This window comes from Okeania sp. SIO2C2 (genome assembly GCF_010692625.1).
Taxonomy (GTDB): Bacteria; Cyanobacteriota; Cyanobacteriia; order Cyanobacteriales; family Microcoleaceae; genus Okeania; species Okeania hirsuta.
In genome coordinates, this window is the sequence record NZ_JAAHGM010000003.1 from 54,678 (window position 1) to 71,262 (window position 16,585).

General features: G+C 38.0%; 15 protein-coding genes. 12 read left to right on the top strand and 3 right to left on the bottom strand.

Translation table 11 applies throughout. The features are described 5' to 3' along the window. The first annotated feature begins 32 nt into the window (after window positions 1-32). The 4 genes from rsmI to F6K18_RS02480 all read left to right on the top strand — a co-directional run bounded on the left by rsmI (window position 33) and on the right by F6K18_RS02480 (window position 4,243). A complete protein-coding gene (gene rsmI / locus F6K18_RS02465; protein ID WP_287518326.1) occupies window positions 33-872 on the top strand; it encodes a 16S rRNA (cytidine(1402)-2'-O)-methyltransferase in 840 nt (279 codons plus the stop codon). A gap of 344 nt (window positions 873-1,216) precedes the next feature. Then, on the top strand, window positions 1,217-1,978 hold the full coding sequence (locus F6K18_RS02470; RefSeq protein ID WP_287518329.1) for a hypothetical protein: 762 nt from the start codon (window positions 1,217-1,219) through the stop codon (window positions 1,976-1,978). After that, the gene (locus F6K18_RS02475; protein ID WP_287518332.1) at window positions 1,978-2,871 is read left to right on the top strand and encodes a hypothetical protein; all 894 of its coding nucleotides are present in this window, start codon (window positions 1,978-1,980) and stop codon (window positions 2,869-2,871) included. The genes F6K18_RS02470 and F6K18_RS02475 overlap by 1 nt, the downstream gene beginning before the upstream one ends. Before the next feature lie 109 nt (window positions 2,872-2,980). Further along, the gene (locus F6K18_RS02480; RefSeq protein WP_287518334.1) at window positions 2,981-4,243 is read left to right on the top strand and encodes a folylpolyglutamate synthase/dihydrofolate synthase family protein; all 1,263 of its coding nucleotides are present in this window, start codon (window positions 2,981-2,983) and stop codon (window positions 4,241-4,243) included. Here the strand turns inward: F6K18_RS02480 and F6K18_RS02485 are convergent. Together F6K18_RS02485 and F6K18_RS02490 are read right to left on the bottom strand one after the other, a co-directional pair. Beyond that, window positions 4,223-4,657 carry a response regulator gene (locus tag F6K18_RS02485; RefSeq protein ID WP_353735002.1) on the bottom strand — a complete coding sequence of 145 codons (435 nt, stop codon included), beginning with the start codon at window positions 4,655-4,657 and terminating at the stop codon, window positions 4,223-4,225. The genes F6K18_RS02480 and F6K18_RS02485 overlap by 21 nt on opposite strands. A gap of 42 nt (window positions 4,658-4,699) precedes the next feature. Further along, window positions 4,700-4,933, bottom strand: coding sequence for a hypothetical protein (locus F6K18_RS02490; RefSeq protein ID WP_287518335.1), 234 nt, complete (start codon window positions 4,931-4,933; stop codon window positions 4,700-4,702). 79 nt (window positions 4,934-5,012) lie between these two features. On the opposite strand from F6K18_RS02490, the gene F6K18_RS02495 reads away from it, so the two are divergent. Continuing rightward, the gene (locus F6K18_RS02495) at window positions 5,013-5,582 is read left to right on the top strand and encodes a hypothetical protein (protein ID WP_287518338.1); all 570 of its coding nucleotides are present in this window, start codon (window positions 5,013-5,015) and stop codon (window positions 5,580-5,582) included. Between the two features lie 175 nt (window positions 5,583-5,757). Here F6K18_RS02495 and F6K18_RS02500 read toward each other — a convergent pair whose 3' ends face one another. Next, window positions 5,758-7,035, bottom strand: coding sequence for a sugar ABC transporter substrate-binding protein (locus tag F6K18_RS02500; RefSeq protein ID WP_287518340.1), 1,278 nt, complete (start codon window positions 7,033-7,035; stop codon window positions 5,758-5,760). 1,472 nt (window positions 7,036-8,507) lie between these two features. On the opposite strand from F6K18_RS02500, the gene pilM reads away from it, so the two are divergent. The 7 genes from pilM to F6K18_RS02535 all read left to right on the top strand — a co-directional run bounded on the left by pilM (window position 8,508) and on the right by F6K18_RS02535 (window position 16,021). Beyond that, window positions 8,508-9,605: a type IV pilus assembly protein PilM gene (pilM, locus tag F6K18_RS02505; protein ID WP_287518342.1), complete on the top strand. Its 1,098-nt coding sequence runs from the start codon at window positions 8,508-8,510 to the stop codon at window positions 9,603-9,605. Window positions 9,606-9,612: 7 nt separating this feature from the next. Next, window positions 9,613-10,440, top strand: a complete 828-nt coding sequence (locus F6K18_RS02510; RefSeq protein ID WP_287518344.1) for a PilN domain-containing protein — start codon at window positions 9,613-9,615, stop codon at window positions 10,438-10,440. Window positions 10,441-10,442: 2 nt separating this feature from the next. Further along, window positions 10,443-11,234, top strand: coding sequence for a pilus assembly protein PilO (locus tag F6K18_RS02515; protein WP_287518346.1), 792 nt, complete (start codon window positions 10,443-10,445; stop codon window positions 11,232-11,234). A gap of 429 nt (window positions 11,235-11,663) precedes the next feature. After that, window positions 11,664-14,057: a type IV pilus secretin family protein gene (locus F6K18_RS02520; RefSeq protein ID WP_287518348.1), complete on the top strand. Its 2,394-nt coding sequence runs from the start codon at window positions 11,664-11,666 to the stop codon at window positions 14,055-14,057. A gap of 84 nt (window positions 14,058-14,141) precedes the next feature. Further along, window positions 14,142-14,717, top strand: coding sequence for an IS607 family transposase (locus tag F6K18_RS02525; protein ID WP_287518351.1), 576 nt, complete (start codon window positions 14,142-14,144; stop codon window positions 14,715-14,717). Next, window positions 14,620-15,795 carry a transposase gene (locus F6K18_RS02530; RefSeq protein ID WP_287518354.1) on the top strand — a complete coding sequence of 392 codons (1,176 nt, stop codon included), beginning with the start codon at window positions 14,620-14,622 and terminating at the stop codon, window positions 15,793-15,795. The genes F6K18_RS02525 and F6K18_RS02530 overlap by 98 nt, the downstream gene beginning before the upstream one ends. A gap of 85 nt (window positions 15,796-15,880) precedes the next feature. Continuing rightward, entirely contained in the window at window positions 15,881-16,021 is a 141-nt protein-coding gene (locus F6K18_RS02535) for a hypothetical protein (RefSeq protein ID WP_205127210.1), read from the top strand. Window positions 16,022-16,585: the final 564 nt, after the last annotated feature.

Consider the following 16,585-nt stretch of genomic DNA (forward strand, 5'->3'; position numbering starts at 1 on the left):
ATGAAAGATCGAGGAAGTAGAATAGTCAAGTTATGAGTGAAGTAAATTTAGGGACTCTTTACATTGTTGGCACACCAATAGGTAATCTAGAAGATATAACATTTCGAGCAATTAAAACCCTACAAACAGTAGACTTAATAGCAGCAGAAGACACTCGCCACACCAACAAATTATTACAACATTTTGATATCCAAACTCCACAATTAAGTTACCATCAACATAACCAACAAAGTCGTATACCTGAATTAATCGAAAAATTACATCAAGGAAAAACAATTGCTCTAGTAACTGATGCAGGAATGCCAGGAATATCTGACCCTGGATATGAAATAGTAAAAGCTTGTGTTGGAGCAAATATATCCGTAGTACCAATACCAGGAGTAAGTGCAAGTATTACAGCATTAAGTGCTTCTGGACTACCTAGCAATAAATTTATATTTATCGGTTTTTTACCAAGCAAAAGTAAACAACGTCAACAAGACTTAGAAATTTTACCCAACTTACAAGAAACCATAATTTTATATGAATCTCCTCATAAGCTAAAACAAACCTTGGAAGATTTAGCTAAAGTATTAGGTAAACAGAGAAAAATAGTCTTAGCTAGAGAATTAACAAAACTCTATGAAGAATTTTGGCGTGGTACAATTGGACAAGCAATTATTCATTATCAAACTAATCAACCAAGGGGAGAATTTACCCTGATTATTGCAGGAGCTGAACCAGATACACCAGTAATATCAGAAGATACTATTAAAGTAGAATTACAAAAACTTTTAGAACAAGGAATTTCGCGATCGCAAGCTAGTCGCCAACTGGCCTATCAAACAAACCTGTCCCGTCGCCAAATTTATCAAATAGCTCTAAAAATATAGTTAGGGTTTGGGGTAGGAGACAGGAGACAGGAGACAGGAGACAGGAGAAATAGGAATTTAGAGGAGGCAGGAGTAAGAATTGTAAGAATTATTTTTATGCCCAACCTTGCCTAAAATACTAACTTTTTGAGCGTTTTAGACGTGATACCAGGCACTGCAATTCGACCCCAAAAAGGCACTTGTTTTTTATATGTCAATGCTTTTAGATTTAATCAGCACGCCCTAGTTATCAGCATTAAATATTAAGAAGATCAAAAAAAAAATAGGAAGTCATTATCGAAAACAAGATAAGATTGTATAACTTGAGTTCAACCTCAAATTTACCTAAAAAAATACACTCAAACATGAAAGTTTTCAAGGTACTGCAGGTTTCTGTAATTAAGATTACCGAGTCTCCGCTGAAGCTCTGTATTCAAGCAGAGGGACTGAGTGCAACTTCCGGATGGACAAATCCTCGTTTAGATAACTCAGCCGATCCTAATCCAGATGATTCTGTCCTAGAATTTAGTTTTGACGCTGATAAACCATCAGATGTTAGTCTTCCACGCTTAACGCCAATTATGGCTACTGTGGATTTTACACCGACTAATGGTGCAGATGCAGTAATTGTTTCAGCCCGTATTAATTCCATTACTGTTCATGCTGGTGAGTTTATCACACCTGGCCAGATAAGCTCTCAACCTACAACATTGGCGTATGGAGAAGAAGAGCCTCAATTTACGACACAGGCAGTAGGGGAGGAAGGTCCTCAACCAACGACATTGGCATACGGAGAGGAAGGCCCTCAACCAACGACATTGGCATACGGAGAGGAAGGTCCTCAACTCATTTCACAAGCTCAACCGACGACATTGGCATACGGAGAGGAGGAAGGTCCTCAACCAACGACACAGGCACTAGGAGAAGAAGGTCCTCAACCAACGACACAGGCACTAGGAGAAGAAGGTCCTCAACCAACGACACAGGCACTAGGAGAAGAAGGTCCTCAACCAACAACACAGGCACTAGGAGAGGAAGAACCTCAAGCAACGACATTGGCATATGGAGAAGAAGGTCCTACTACTTATGCTATAGGTGAAGAGAGTGGTCCGTTTGGTCGGTACTAATGATTAAATCAGGAGATGGTGGATGTTTGCTAATTGCAGGTGGGGGGTTAGATCCGAATCTAACTCGACTAATTGAAATTGCTAAAAGTCAACATGTTCCTGTTTGCGAATTATGCCATGGGCAAGAAGAGAGTCCAGAGTTTTCATGGCATCTTACCCAGGGACAACCTAGAATAAAAGACCGAGTTGTATCGGCAACTGGAGCGTTTATTCGGTATGACGTTTTTGGTAATTTGAGCGCTCCCAAATCTGGAGCATCACAACGGGCGTCGGGTTGGTATCAAACCCTCTATGGTTGGTTACTCTCACAACCTAAGATCCGTTTGTTCAATCGTAACCATTTACCTGCAGTTGGCAATAAGGCAGCAATGCTAATTTTAGCCCAAGAGTTAGGGTTGCTCATCCCTGATACTTTGATTACAAACGAAGCCGAGGAATTAGGCCAATATCCTGTGGGGAGTGCAATTGCGAAGCCAGTTGCAGGGGGTGATTTTTGTTATTCCCTAGAACAATTGTATTCCTCTATCCAGTTTAGGAATGGTTGTGCAGCTATGCCAGCTATTGTCCAAAATCGATTAGTTGCGCCAGAAATTCGGATATATATAGTAGGAAATTATGCCTTTGCTTTTGAAATTCGTAGTCAGCATCTAGATTATCGGGTCAAACCAGATGCGGAAATCATTCCTCTTGCAACACTGCCAGATGAAGTGGAGCTATTACGAAAGTTTATGGCCAATTTAAGGATGGATTTTGGAGCTGCTGACTTCAAAACAGATCCAAAAACGAAGAAACTTGTATTTTTAGAACTAAATAGTTCACCTATGTTTGTTAGGTTCGATCAAGTGGTCAAGGGGTCTCTATGTGAGGCGATGATTCAGACCTTGATAGGATAGGGGCAAACTACAGAAGAAAAAAATGGACATAGTTAGAAATTTACTGTAATATTATCAGATTACATCTACATTATATGAGGAACGCGATCGCTTTTTGGTATAAAAAACTGTGAACTCAATAGACTCTTTCCTGAAACGCTTTGAACACTTTGGCGTTGAGCTTGGTCTGGAACGCATCTACCAACTCTTAGATAACCTAGGAAACCCTCATCAACAAGTACCCATTATTCACGTTGCGGGGACAAATGGTAAAGGTTCTGTCTGTGCTTACTTATCTTCGATCCTCACAGCAGCGGGATATAAAGTTGGACGTTACACTTCACCCCATTTAGTAGACTGGACAGAACGTATTTGCCTTAACGAACAACAAATTTCTCCGACTAAACTAGAAGAGTTATTGGAAGAAGTAGAAGCAGCTATTAATCCAGAACAAGCTTCACCCACTCTGTTTGAAGTTATTACTGCAGCAGCTTGGTTATATTTTGCTCAACAAGAAGTAGATGTAGCAGTTGTAGAAGTAGGTTTGGGAGGAAGACTAGATGCCACAAATGTTTGTCAGCAACCAATGGTAACTGTGATTACTTCAATTAGTTGGGAACATTGGCAAAGGTTGGGTCCAACTTTAGCTGATATTGCTGGTGAAAAAGCGGGTATTCTGAAACCAGGATGTCCTGCAGTAATTGGGCAACTACCACCAGAAGCGGAAAAAGTAGTACAAAAACGGGTTAATGATTTGGAGTGTCCCGTAGTTTGGGTGAAACCTGCTGAATTATTAGAGGGGAGTAGAGAAAATGATTCTCTGCCAATGGCTAATTATCAAGGTATTGAATACCCACTCCCATTACTTGGAGATGTACAGTTAATAAATTCAGCGATCGCTATTGCGACAATTCATATCCTGGAAAAACAGGGTTGGCAGATTTTTCCAGCAGCAATTAAAGAAGGAATAGCTAATACTAAATGGCCTGGGCGTTTGCAATGGACAAAATGGCAAGACAGTAAATTATTAATTGATGGTGCTCATAATACTGCTGCTGCCCAAGTATTGGGGAGATATGTCAAGACACTGAGTTACCCATCCGTAAGTTGGGTGATGGGTATGCTTTCAACTAAGGAACATTCAGAAATTTTTCGCGCCTTGATTAGACCAGGCGATCGCTTGCACCTAGTTCCTGTGCCAGACCATAGTTCAGCTGATACGGGTCAGCTTACTACTATAGCTAAGAATATTTGCACAGAATTAGCATTCTGTCAAGCTTACCCCAATTTAAGAACCGCGATGGAAGAGGCTGTGGTTGACAGTGAAAATCTGATTGTTTTATGTGGTTCTCTGTATTTATTAGGACATTTTCTAGCAACTAGCGGGAACTAAAGACCCTACTACTGAAATTTCTGTTTTTGTGTTTGTTAAAGACAGGTATTTATGAAAAATTGCCTCAATTTTTTCTGGGTTTATTGGTTTATTTATAAATTCAGAACATCCTACAAACTGAGCGCGAACTCGATCAATTATACTGTCTCTCCCAGTTAGAATTACTACCGGAGTATTTTTTAAATGAGGTACTCTACGAAGTTGGCGACAAATTTCATAGCCATTAGCAATAGGCATTTCTATGTCTAAAAATATTAAATCTGGTTGTATTTCTATGAGACTAGACACAGCTAATGTAGACTTTTGAATTCCTATAAATTGATAGCCTCTTTTTGTAATAATTTTCCCCATAATTTGACTAATTATGGGGCAATTATCAATACAAACTACTAATTTTTTCTGGCTCTTTATAATAGTTTATGGTAATGATTAATTTTGTGTTTGAATCTCTTTTGCTTAACTTTTTAGTGCATCAATTTTCACTACATATAATGCAGGTAGATCAGGCAAATCAGTCAATTGAATTATTTCTTGACTCACATAATTCATCAAGATTTTAGTCAGACTTAATAAATCCTGCTTCAAGTAAAAAGCCAAATCTCGCAATGTTAATTTTTTACCGATTAATGCCTGAAATTTTTGGTAGATCGGAGTATATGTGTGTTGTTTTAGAGTTTCAGGTTTGTTCAATAGAGGTGCTAAATTGGGAGAGTAGTTGTGTAAATTTGCCTCACACCAACCTTGCCATATTGGTTTAACTTTGGTTAATATGGCTTTAAATGCTGGGGTAAAACCCTCTGAAATCTGTGCTTATGTTCAAGATGACAACTTAGGTATGGGGGGCTTAAAAGCACTCAGACAAGCTGTAGCACAGGCACAGGTTGAAGAGAAAATTTTGCGTGTTTATGACCAAGTTTTAGAGTATAAAGAAAAGGGAAATCAAGACAATCCTTTGCTTAGTCCTGTAGGATTTTATCCCCGTAATACTCTTTATGTCAGGGAAGGTTATAACTCATTAAAACAGTGGAAAAAAAACACGAAAATAAACTTTAGATTAGTCGTTACAGCAGGAACTTCTGCTAATATCACACGATTTATTAAGTTAGCTCAATACAAAGGAGAGGATTGGGCCATTTTATCCCTGTCATCTGGTCATATAGAAGAATTACAGTTCGATAGTGCCTATCTTCGTGCCCATTCCCTGTCTTGGTCGATTGGATATGGCGAGGTTTCCTCGCCATCCCACCCTACGGGAAGCTGCGCTAACGACCGCTGGCGTCTGTCGCCGACGCGGGGTCGCACCGCTTTTGCCCTCTGCCTTCCTTCCACCAAAATATAAGTATTCAAGCAGACATGATATTATAATTTTATATAGATACAACAAATAATTAGTAATAAAAACACTTCTTTCTCCTGGTAAATTCTTTGATCCTGACTCCTCCCTAATTATTTATAAATGTTTAACCGGACATAATATTACTACTTTAAGAATTCCCAATTTTCAACCTGAAAAACTATAAATTATCCCATTCAAACGCCGCATCAGCGATCGCCTGCTCAACAGTTTTCTCTGCTAACATAGCTGCCTGTAAGTTTTGAGAAATAATCTGTTTCAACTCATTCAAATTTTTAACTGTTGGAAGTAAAACTTCTGCTTTCAGCATTTGATTAGCACTAATAATTCGAGCTTTATCTTGAGTAGAAGCATTAGAAGGAAGATTTTGAAAATAACTATTCTCTAAAGTCTGAGTTATAGAAGGTAGAACATTAGTCTCTTGAGTAAAAGCCGTTTGATTTTGATTATTAGTAATAAACAAAGCAAATTTCAGCGCTTGGTCTGGTAGTTTAGTATTACTAGAAATAGCTAAATTCATTAACATCATACTTTTTTTACCAGTTTCACCTGTAATTTGAGATACAGGTTTTGATACTTGTCCAATCTCTGGTGTATCTTCAGATATTACCCCAATAACTTCTGAACCAGAAAACAACATAGCTATTTCTCCAGCTTGATATAAATCAATACCAGCTTGACTTCCTTTTGTCAATACCTCCTTTGGTAATAGCCCATCTTGATATAGATCGACCCAATACTTGAATACTGCCTGACCAGTTGGGGTATTAAAAGCAGCATTTCCATCAACATCTATCAGTGTCACTCCCATCTTGCCAAAAGATTCTAGTACCTCTGACAATTCTTCCGGTAGAAAAGAAATAAAAAATGCGTACTTATCAGTTTTTTCTTTAATCTGTTTAGCCACCTCTGCTAACTCTGAATAATTTTTGGGAGGTTGTTCTAGTTCTGCTTGTTGAAATAGCTGAGAATTATAAATAGTTATATTTGTTGTGGCATACCAGGGAATACCAAAACTTTTACCATTAATTTGACTAGCCTGCCAAAAGTTAGGTAAATATTGATTTTTTACCGAATCTGATAATATAGTATCCAAATTTAACCAGGCATTAGTTTCAGTTAATAGATATGTAAAACTTGAGTTAAGATTAACCACATCTGGAAGAGTATTTGTCAAAATAGCACTCTGAATTTTCTTTTCCATCATTGACCAAGGTATATCAATCCATCGTACTGATAAATCTGGATTATCAGTTTCAAAATCAGTAATCAATTGATTAAAATAATTCGTAAATTGAGGTTGAAGCTGTATCGTCCAAAACTTAATTTCTTGAGTATTTAAGTTAGGAGAGAGAGTGGTGCAACTAATCAAAAATGTTAAGATTAGTCCGAAGATAGCAAATAGTCTAAAACGTTGCCATTTAACAATGTAAAACATTTGATGAAATCTATAAAAGTATCTGAAATATAGTTATTTGATTGAAGTTATGATAATTTTTGCGCCTTCCATTATCAAGGAAAAATAAAATTCTTATATAATTTAAATTACTATCTTTTTGTCTATTTATAGTAGAGGTTTTATCAATATATAAAATTTAAATTTGAAAGGTGATTCAGGAATTAATTTGGGGGGGAAACAGTTAATAGCTTATAGCAGTTTTCATTAACATAGAATACAGAGATTTTGGCTTAAAGGCAGAAGGCAGAGGGCAGAAGGCAGAAGCAATGCAAGTCTACCTTTGTGAACACCGCTATAAATTGAGAATAGTAAAAAATTATAAGATTAGTTTTTAGTAACTGAATCTCAATAATTTTCTCGTTAAAAAACATTGTTTTAGATTAAATTTAAGCTGTAAAATGATACTTTTTAAAATCACTTAACTGTCTATAAAATATAAGCAATCTAGTTTTAATTTGGAAAGATATAAGCAAAATTAATTACATAATTTTATGGTAGACTAAATAGCTTATACAAAATTAAAGTGAAGTTGTATAGAATAATATTTTAATCAGAGCTGACTGTAGAGCGAGACAGAAAAGTTAATAAATTTCATAATTCTGTGTCGCCTCACGTAAAATTGGTATTATACCTAACGCCCAAAAATGAACACCTAATCCTAACCCTGTGTCGCCTCAGATAAAATTGGTATTAGACAAATATTGATTGTCTATTAACAAGTCCATCATTGACTCTTCACTATTGAGTTATCAGTTCACTGTTTCTCACTCCAATAGACAATTTTTTTGCTAATTAAACGGATTTAATATTAATTGTTTGGAGTAGATTAGAATCAAGAGTATCCCGGACTTCTTTGAGCACAGAATTGGCAAATACAGTTTCAATACTGAACCACTTTTACCAATCGCTGATAACTGCTCACTTTTTTTAACTATATTTGGTTTTCCCTTGGCCATAATTGGGAGATACAGTTGAAATGCCGAAACACTTTTACCGATTACTGATAACTGATTCAAAGCATTTTTCAGAAATTAATGCTATTCTTGGAAAATGGAAAAAATCAGCATAACAAAAGTTATTAAATACTAAACACTAACTCTTGGAAAACAAAAAATCATAGTTAAGACTTTTGGTAGTTAGTATGAGTATTTTAATAGAAATCTGATAATAAACACAACTAACTATACCTTAATACTTAATTAACTTATAGATAGTATTGCCAAGATGATCATCATCAATTTATCAATAGTTTTTAACATTGTATTTCCAACCCTCACGTTTATTTGAAAAATTAGTGTGTACATTTTTGGTAAATCAAAATCCCCATCATACACCAGAATTTCGCAGTTCCTCTGCAGGAGGCGAACTGATTCAAAACTGCCATAATTTCTAGGTCTAGTCATGGCAAATTTAGAAAAACATATTTGTATTAAATTAAAATTAGGATAACTATGGTTAATTACTTAAAAAAATTGTTAAAAAAAAAGCAACCAGGAATAGGAGTAGAGATAGGCCCAGAAAGAATTAATATTGCTGAAATCCGTCAACAAGGAGAGCAATTAAAGTTAGTAACCCTTGCCACAGCAGAAGTGCCAGAAGATGTATTTTTAGAAGGTCAAATAGTTGATCCCCCTACAGTATCAGAGCTAATAGAGTCAGCTATAGAAGAAAACAATATAAAAACCAGAAGAGTAGCAACAGCAATTCCAGGCAGAGAAGCAGTAACTCGTGTAATACCTGTACCAGCAGAATTAAACGACCAAGAATTGCAAGATTATATGAATCAAGAAGCAGGTTTATACTTACCATTTCCCAGAGAAGAAGCAGATGTAGACTACCAAAAATTAGGAATAATAGTAGACCCAAATGATGATTTAGAAAAAGTACAAGTAGCCTTAGTAGCAACTAGAAAAGAAGTAACAGATAGCTACATAGAAGTATTCACCCAAGCAGGATTAGCAATAGACGTTTTAGAAGTAAGTAACTTTGCCTTAATCCGAACAGTAAAAGATATACTTCAACAATATGGACCCCAAGAAGCAACAGTAATAGCAGATTTAGAATTTGACAGTACTGAACTTGCTATCGTAGTAGATGGAATACCTCAATTTAACCGGACAATTCCCATTGGTACTTATCAAATGCAATCTTCCTTAAACGAAGCAATGAACTTACCTCCGACCAGAGATACTACCGAACTACTGGGAATGACCGTTCCAGTATTAGATACAATGGGAGTCACAGGCAACGAACCCAACCCTGGAACTAATGCCTTACTAAAAGTATTAGCAGAATTAGGGGATGAACTGCGACGCTCAATAGATTTCTATCTCAATCAATTTGAAGATTTGGAGGTGGCACAATTATTATTAACAGGATCGGGTGCAGCAATAGGACAAATAGATGACTTTTTTATGCAACGTTTAAGTTTACCCGCATCCAAAGTCGATCCAATAGAAACTTTAGCCCTAGAAATAGAACAAGAAATTCCACTAGAACAACGTTCCAGTCTAGGAGTCGTATTAGGTTTAGGATTAAGAGAGGTTTAAATTAATTATGTATGGCTTAGATATAAATTTTCTTAACGATCGCCCAGAATATAAAAAAGATATTCCCAAACCAATAAGTGGTGGTGGACTATCACTAGAAGACCCCAGACCAATTCTGATTGGGGCAGCAGTAGCAGTAGCAGTTAATGGTCTAGTTGCAGGTGGATGGTTCTATCTCAATCGAGTAAACACCAAATTACAGGCAGACCTAGACAAATTAAATGCCGAATTGAGCAAACTAAACACTCAAATTAAAGATATAGAAGCAATCAAAGAAAAAACTAAGACATTTAAAGCAGAGGCAAAAGCCTTAGCAACAGTTTTCGACCAAATTAAACCATGGTCAGCTTTATTGGGAGAATTTGGCACCCTCATACCTAGCGGGGTCAAAATAGCTAGTATAGAACAAAAAGAACCAAAAATAGTTGCTCCAGCAGCACCTCCAGCAAGTAAAAAAGCTCCAAAAAGGGATAAAAAAGAACAGGCAGCAGCACCCCCAAAACCAACAGCAACTATATCATTTTCTGGGACAGCAGATTCTTATGGTCAAATTAATGACTTTTTATTGCTACTGCAAAACTCCCCATTTTTCCAAGGAGAAAAAACAAAACTAATTAGTGCTGCGAAAAAACCTAATCCAACCAGACTAGAATTACAAGAATCTAGGTCAACTTTAGCTCCGGATATACCAGAATTACCACAAGTAGTTGAATATAAAATCGAAACAAATCTCAGCCCCTTAGGCGCATCAGAATTATTGCCTCAATTAAAAAGTCAAGGAGCAATTGGATTAGTAGATAGGATAGAAATATTAACACAAAAAGGAGTATTTTAAAAATGGTAGTAGCAAATGAATGGAATCCAGAATTAGAAGAACAAGAAGCAGAGGGTCCGAAAATATTCGGTATCTCACTCAAAGACCCCAGATTTATCGGAGCAGTTATTGGCGTTGTCGGATTAGGAGCAGCAGGGTTTTTAGGATATAGTCATTTCAAACCAGCAATTGAAAAAAGTGCGACATTAAGAACAGAAATAGAGACAGCAAAAAACACTATAAAAGAACAGAAAAAACAAATAAAAGAACGACCAAAAGCAGAAGCAGAAAGGGCAGAAGCTGAGAAACAAAGAGAAGACGTAACCAGCTTATTTGCCAGTGAAAAAACCATGAAAACTCTGCTGTACGATATGAATAAACTGATCGATCAAATTAATACAGGAATTAGTAATGAAGACCGACAAGCCAAAATGATTAAATTTGAACCAGTGGAGTCAAAAGATGGCAACTATATAGTTAACGATAATTCATTAGGACCACTGGTAAATGGTAAATTAAAGCGACGAGAATTTAAAGTAGAATTTGAAGGAACTTATGCCCAAACAAGAGCCTTTATGATTGCTTTGGAGAGAATGCAAACATTACTGGTAGTAAAAAACTTAAATACTAAACTACAGCAAGGAAATCAGATTATCGAAGTTGAATGGAGACAAAATAGATTTATACCAGTCAGGCAACCAGAAAGTAGACTCAAAACATCCTTTGATATGCACGCTCTGTTGGCCTTAAGCAAACAAGAATCATTGGCTAAACCAGAACCTGCCAAACCAGAAAAGCAAAAAAAGAAAAGATAACATAATTTGCCAAATACTATGGTATCCTATGTTGTTATATTTATGTAAATTTGACAGTTAGTGCTTGGAAGGGTGGGAAAAGTAGAAAAAAGAAAAATTTGAAAGGTGACAGTTCCAAAGCTGTGGATAAAGCCCTATACTCTAGCCAAATACATAAAAAACGACGGTAGAGAGTTAGCTAGGCGGATTTATCCCCTGGTTGAATAACGACACGGGAGTTTTAACCCGAAGTAAAAATCTGCTCTGAAAGTAAGCTCACAGGTGGATTTTTGTCTACCCCGAGGAGTCTAGAAGTCTGTTGACAGGCTGGAAGTAAAAGTGGATTTGTCCCTTTTGCGGTGTTTTTTTACACAGAATCCAGGGTGTTTCAACCCCTGGAGATGTCAAACCAACATTTTCCTAATCATGGCCTAGCGTGGAGTGAGGACAGTGAAACAGCAAATTCAATTTAGTAGTGGACTGTTAGGAGGGGTAGCTGCGGTAATCATCGCCCAGACACCAGCTTTTGCAGTTACACAAATTACCCAAGTCCAGTTAAATTCAGCAGAAGGGGGCATGAACATTGTCCTAGTGACAAACAATGGCGATCGCCCCGAAGTTTTCTCAGTTAATAGAGATAACTCTTTCGTTGCAGACATAATCAATGCTCAACTGAGGATTCCCGAAGGCAACAAATTTCGGAAAGATAGTCCAGCACCTGGCATAAAATATGTAGAAGTAATGCAGGTAGATGCCAACAGTGTGCGGGTAGTCATCCAAGGAACAAAAGGCCCTCCCAGAGGCAGAATAATTCAAGGGGGGGGGCGAGGAATTATTCTGAGCGCTGCTGCAGGGTCAGGAGAAGTAGCTCAGGCATCCACACCTAAACCTAATAGTTTTCCCCCACCCTCAGAAGCATCTGAACCTGCCCCCCCACCTGTACAACCAGAACCTACTGTAGTACCTCCAAGAGAAACTACTACAACCGAACAACCAAAGGTATTATTACCTGATTCTGAACTCACAGGAGACGGTTTCCCCACCCTACCAGGACAACCATCCCCCAGTGAAGTCCCTCCTTTTCAACCACGAGCAGTAGCACCACCAGTAGGTGACATAGCAATATCCAATATTAATCCCTCAGTAGAAGTTATAGATTTAGGCACACAAGAAAGAATACCTCGTTTAGTTTTGCGAGATGCTCCAGTCAGAGATGTTTTAGCTTTACTAGCTAGAGCTGCCGGGTTGAATGTAGCCTTCAGTTCAGGTGGGGAAGAAGAAACTGGACCTAGTATTTCCCTAGATATTGAAAATGAGTCTGTTCAAGATGTTTTTAACTATGTTCTGCGTCTAAGTGGTTTGCAGGCCAACCGAGTAGGGAATACAGTATTTGTGGGGCAAGAATTACCAGCAGAAGCCAGAAATGTTGTAGTCCGTTCTTTCCGCTTAAACCAAGTTACTGCCCAAGCTGCTGCGGGTTTTTTAGTTAGTATGGGAGCTGAAAGTGCAGTTGTGACAAGTCAGCCAGTAACTCAGGTAAATACAGTTAATATTCCTGGAACTAATCAGGCAATTACAAATACAGAAACAATTGAAAGAACAGTTATTCAGCCTCTACGCTACGACCCCCAAGATGCTCCTCCGTTGTTAAAAGGTTTACAGGTAGTAACTGATAGCCGACTTAATAGTGTTACTTTAGTAGGTCCACCACAACAAGTAGAGATTGCTGCGGCCCAATTGGTACAGCTAGATTTGCGACAAAGGCAAGTAGCTGTAAACGTAAAGGTTATAGATATTAACTTATCAGCAGAGGAAAACCTTAATAGTAGTTTCTCCTTTGGGGTTAATGACAGTTTCTTTATTAACGATAATGGGGCAGCATCTCTAAACTTTGGTAGTCTTCAACCTGCTAGTATTACACAACAGAATGCTACTAACCCTCTTTCCCGCCCTGTCACTGGTAACCCAATTTTGGGAGACCCATTCTTTGATAGCCAACGTACATTTGAAGTTCCAGGTACTGGTATCCCTAACCTTAATCAGGGTAGAGGAACTTTCCTCAGACCTATAGCTCCCACCACAGGTGAACCGACAAGAGTTGGTATTGATGATTATGAACCATCAGAAATAGATGTTGATGATAATGGGGTAATAGATGTGGAATTAGGAGATGCAGAATTTGGCTTATTCCCTCAAATTTTGTATCCAAGGCGATTTCTCGGTCAATTAAGGGCTACTGTGAGGACTGGTAATGCCAAGATTCTCACCGATCCAACTTTAGTGGTTCAAGAAGGAGAAATAGCTAGTGTCAGACTTGTAGAAAATATTGTCAGAAGTATTGACAGTAATTTTACAGATGATGGAGGTACGAGTCGAGAAACTAGAACTGTTAGGTTTGAAGATGTAGGTTTAACCCTAGCTATACAGGTAGAGAGAATAGACGATAATGGTTTTGTGACTGTAACAGTAAATCCAGAAGTAAGCTTTATTTCAAACAGGGTGCCAACAGACGCTGATAATCAAAGTGAATTTGGTACAGAAATTGCCAGGCGTCGGGTAGAATCCGGTAGAATTCGCCTGCGGGATGGACAAACTCTGATTATTTCTGGCATTATTCAAGAGCAAGAAAGAACAATAATAGATAAAGTGCCTATTTTGGGAGATTTACCCATCATTGGTTCCCTCTTCCGCAGCAGCCAAAATGACAATCAACGAGCAGAGACAATTGTCCTACTAACACCTCAAATATTGGATGATGGCGATCGCTCTTCTTGGGGTTATCGATTTAATCCTAGTCCAGATGCTTTGCAAATGATGGAAAGGGGTCAACCAAGGCCACGCTAAAGTTAAATTTAAGGGTTGACTAACTATTATCTATTTGCTCACATATATTCACATAAGCTCCTATATGTATGCCAAGATAGCATTATGGGTTATGTTCCACCCCAGAAAGCCGTAGAAATACTTGGCTTGCATCCTAACACACTACGCAAATATGCAGATGAAGGCAAAATCGAAATTATCAAAAACGAAGCCGGGCAAAGATTGTATAACGCACAATCTTACATCAGAGGTGCAACTAGAACTACCCTTATTTGCTACTGCCGAGTCTTATCAGCAAAACAAAAAGATGACCTCAATAGACAAGTTGAGTTCATGCAAAACCAGTACCCAAAAGCAGAAGTTATCAAAGACATCGGCAGTGGACTCAACTTCAAACGAAAAGGTCTTAGAGCCATACTGGACAGACTCTTGCGAGGGGATCAGCTCACAATTATTGTTACCTGTAGGGACAGACTTACCAGATTTGGATTCGAGCTTATACAGTATTTGGTCGAACAAAACGGTGGGGAAATCCTGGTTCAAGGGCAAACTATATATTGTCCAGAATCAGAAATGGTCGCCGATGTTCTCTCGATCATTCACATATTCTCCTGTAGAGTCCACGGACTTAGAAAGTACAAACAAAAAATCAAAGAAGATTCGGATTTACCTAAATTGTGAACAAAAGCAACTACTCAGACAATGGATAGGTGTGGCTAGGTTTACCTATAACCGAACCGTTGAATACCTTCAGCAACCTGATACCAAGGCTAATTGGAAAGCAATCAAGGGTGGGATTTTGAAAAATTTACCTGAGTGGTCTAAACCTGTTCCTTACCAGATAAAATCTATTGCTGTTCGTGATGCTTGTATAGCAGTTAGAGAAGCAAAAGTTAAGTATTCTCAAACAGGACAGGTACAGCAGGTAAAATTCAAATCTCGTAAAAATCCTATTCAGTCTTGCTACATACCTAAATCGGCAGTATCAACAAAAGGTATTTACCACACTAAACTAGGTCAAATTAGATTTACAGAACCAATACCAGAAGGTTTTGGGGATGGCAGAATAGTTGTGCAACGAGGACAATATTACCTTTGTTTGTCAGTGGATTTACCAAAGTACAATCTGGAGAATCAAGGACGAGTTGTAGCATTAGACCCCGGAGTTAGAAACTTTTTAACCCTATTTTCAGAAAATAGTTTTGGTTGGATAGGTTCTGGTGATATAGGCAAAATCCAGAGACTTTGCTATCACTTAGATGATTTGATTTCTAGGCTAACTAAAGCTAAGTCTAAAACCAAGCAACGGATGAAAAAAGCAGCTAATCGAATGAGATTGAAAATTAGGAATCTTATTTCGGAGCTGCATCACAAAGTTGCTTTATTTTTAGTTCAAAATTTTGATGTGATTTTACTCCCAACTTTTGAAGTTTCTCAGATGACAACCAAATCAAGCAGAAAACTCAGAAGTAAGTCAGTGAGACAGATGTTGAACTGGGCGCACTATAGGTTTGAGCTTTTCTTAAAGCATAAAGCTGCTGAATATAACAAAGTAGTTGTAGATGTAAGTGAAGCCTACACTAGCAAAACCGTTAGCTGGACTGGTGAAATCCTCAACAATTTAGGTGGCAAAAAAGTTGTGACTGGTAACGATGGTTTTCGCCTCGAACGCGACTTAAACGGAGCGCGTGGAATTTTGATCAAAAGCGTGGTAGAAAAATTTTCTACCACATTGGGAGATACCCCCTCAGTAAGTTAATCTTACTGTGCATTGTTAACAATTGTTAGCAAAATAGTATCGGATGGTGTATATTTATCAGTTTGAACCATCCCAATTTTGTTGATTGAAAAACCTTCGTCTTACATTACCTTCAATAGGTTGGGTGCGTCTTGCCAAACCATTACCTGTAACAGCAATACATAATTGTGTGATTTCTCGTACTGCCGATCAATGGTTTATAGCTATTATAGCGGTTTTCAAATAGATAGACTACAGTGGCCAAAGCATTCTCCTACTGTCTGCTCCCTACTCCCTACTCCCGTGCACCAACAGAATTTTGTAGTCTACTTAAATGAAAAGTGCTGTAAATATGAAGTTGAGAAACCAAGTATTGAAGCACAAAGACCTACAATTGGTGTCAATATTGGAATTAAGGAATTAGCCGTTTGCTCTAATGGTAAGGTGTTTAAAAGTCCAAAAACTTATAGACCCATGAGTAATATCATGTCCGGTAGCATCGGAGCGTGTATAAAATTAAGGTGACAATAGGATAAAACCTTCTGCCTCCTGCCTCCAGCATAGCTGCCTTCCTTCCAGCAAAGTCTAATTATTCAACCGGACATGATATAAGTGTTTAAAACACCTACAGTGTCAAGTGAGCAAGAAAGTGAACGCTGCCAAAAATATTCTCAAGAAAGCACTATGTACGGTGGGGCACACCGGAACCTACCCTTGGGGAGATTGGCCTTCTGGCTGAGTTGGAGAAATTCTGCGAGGTGATGTTGAGTCAGTGTTCGCGCAGCGTTGCGTCAGCGAACCAAGAATCCCC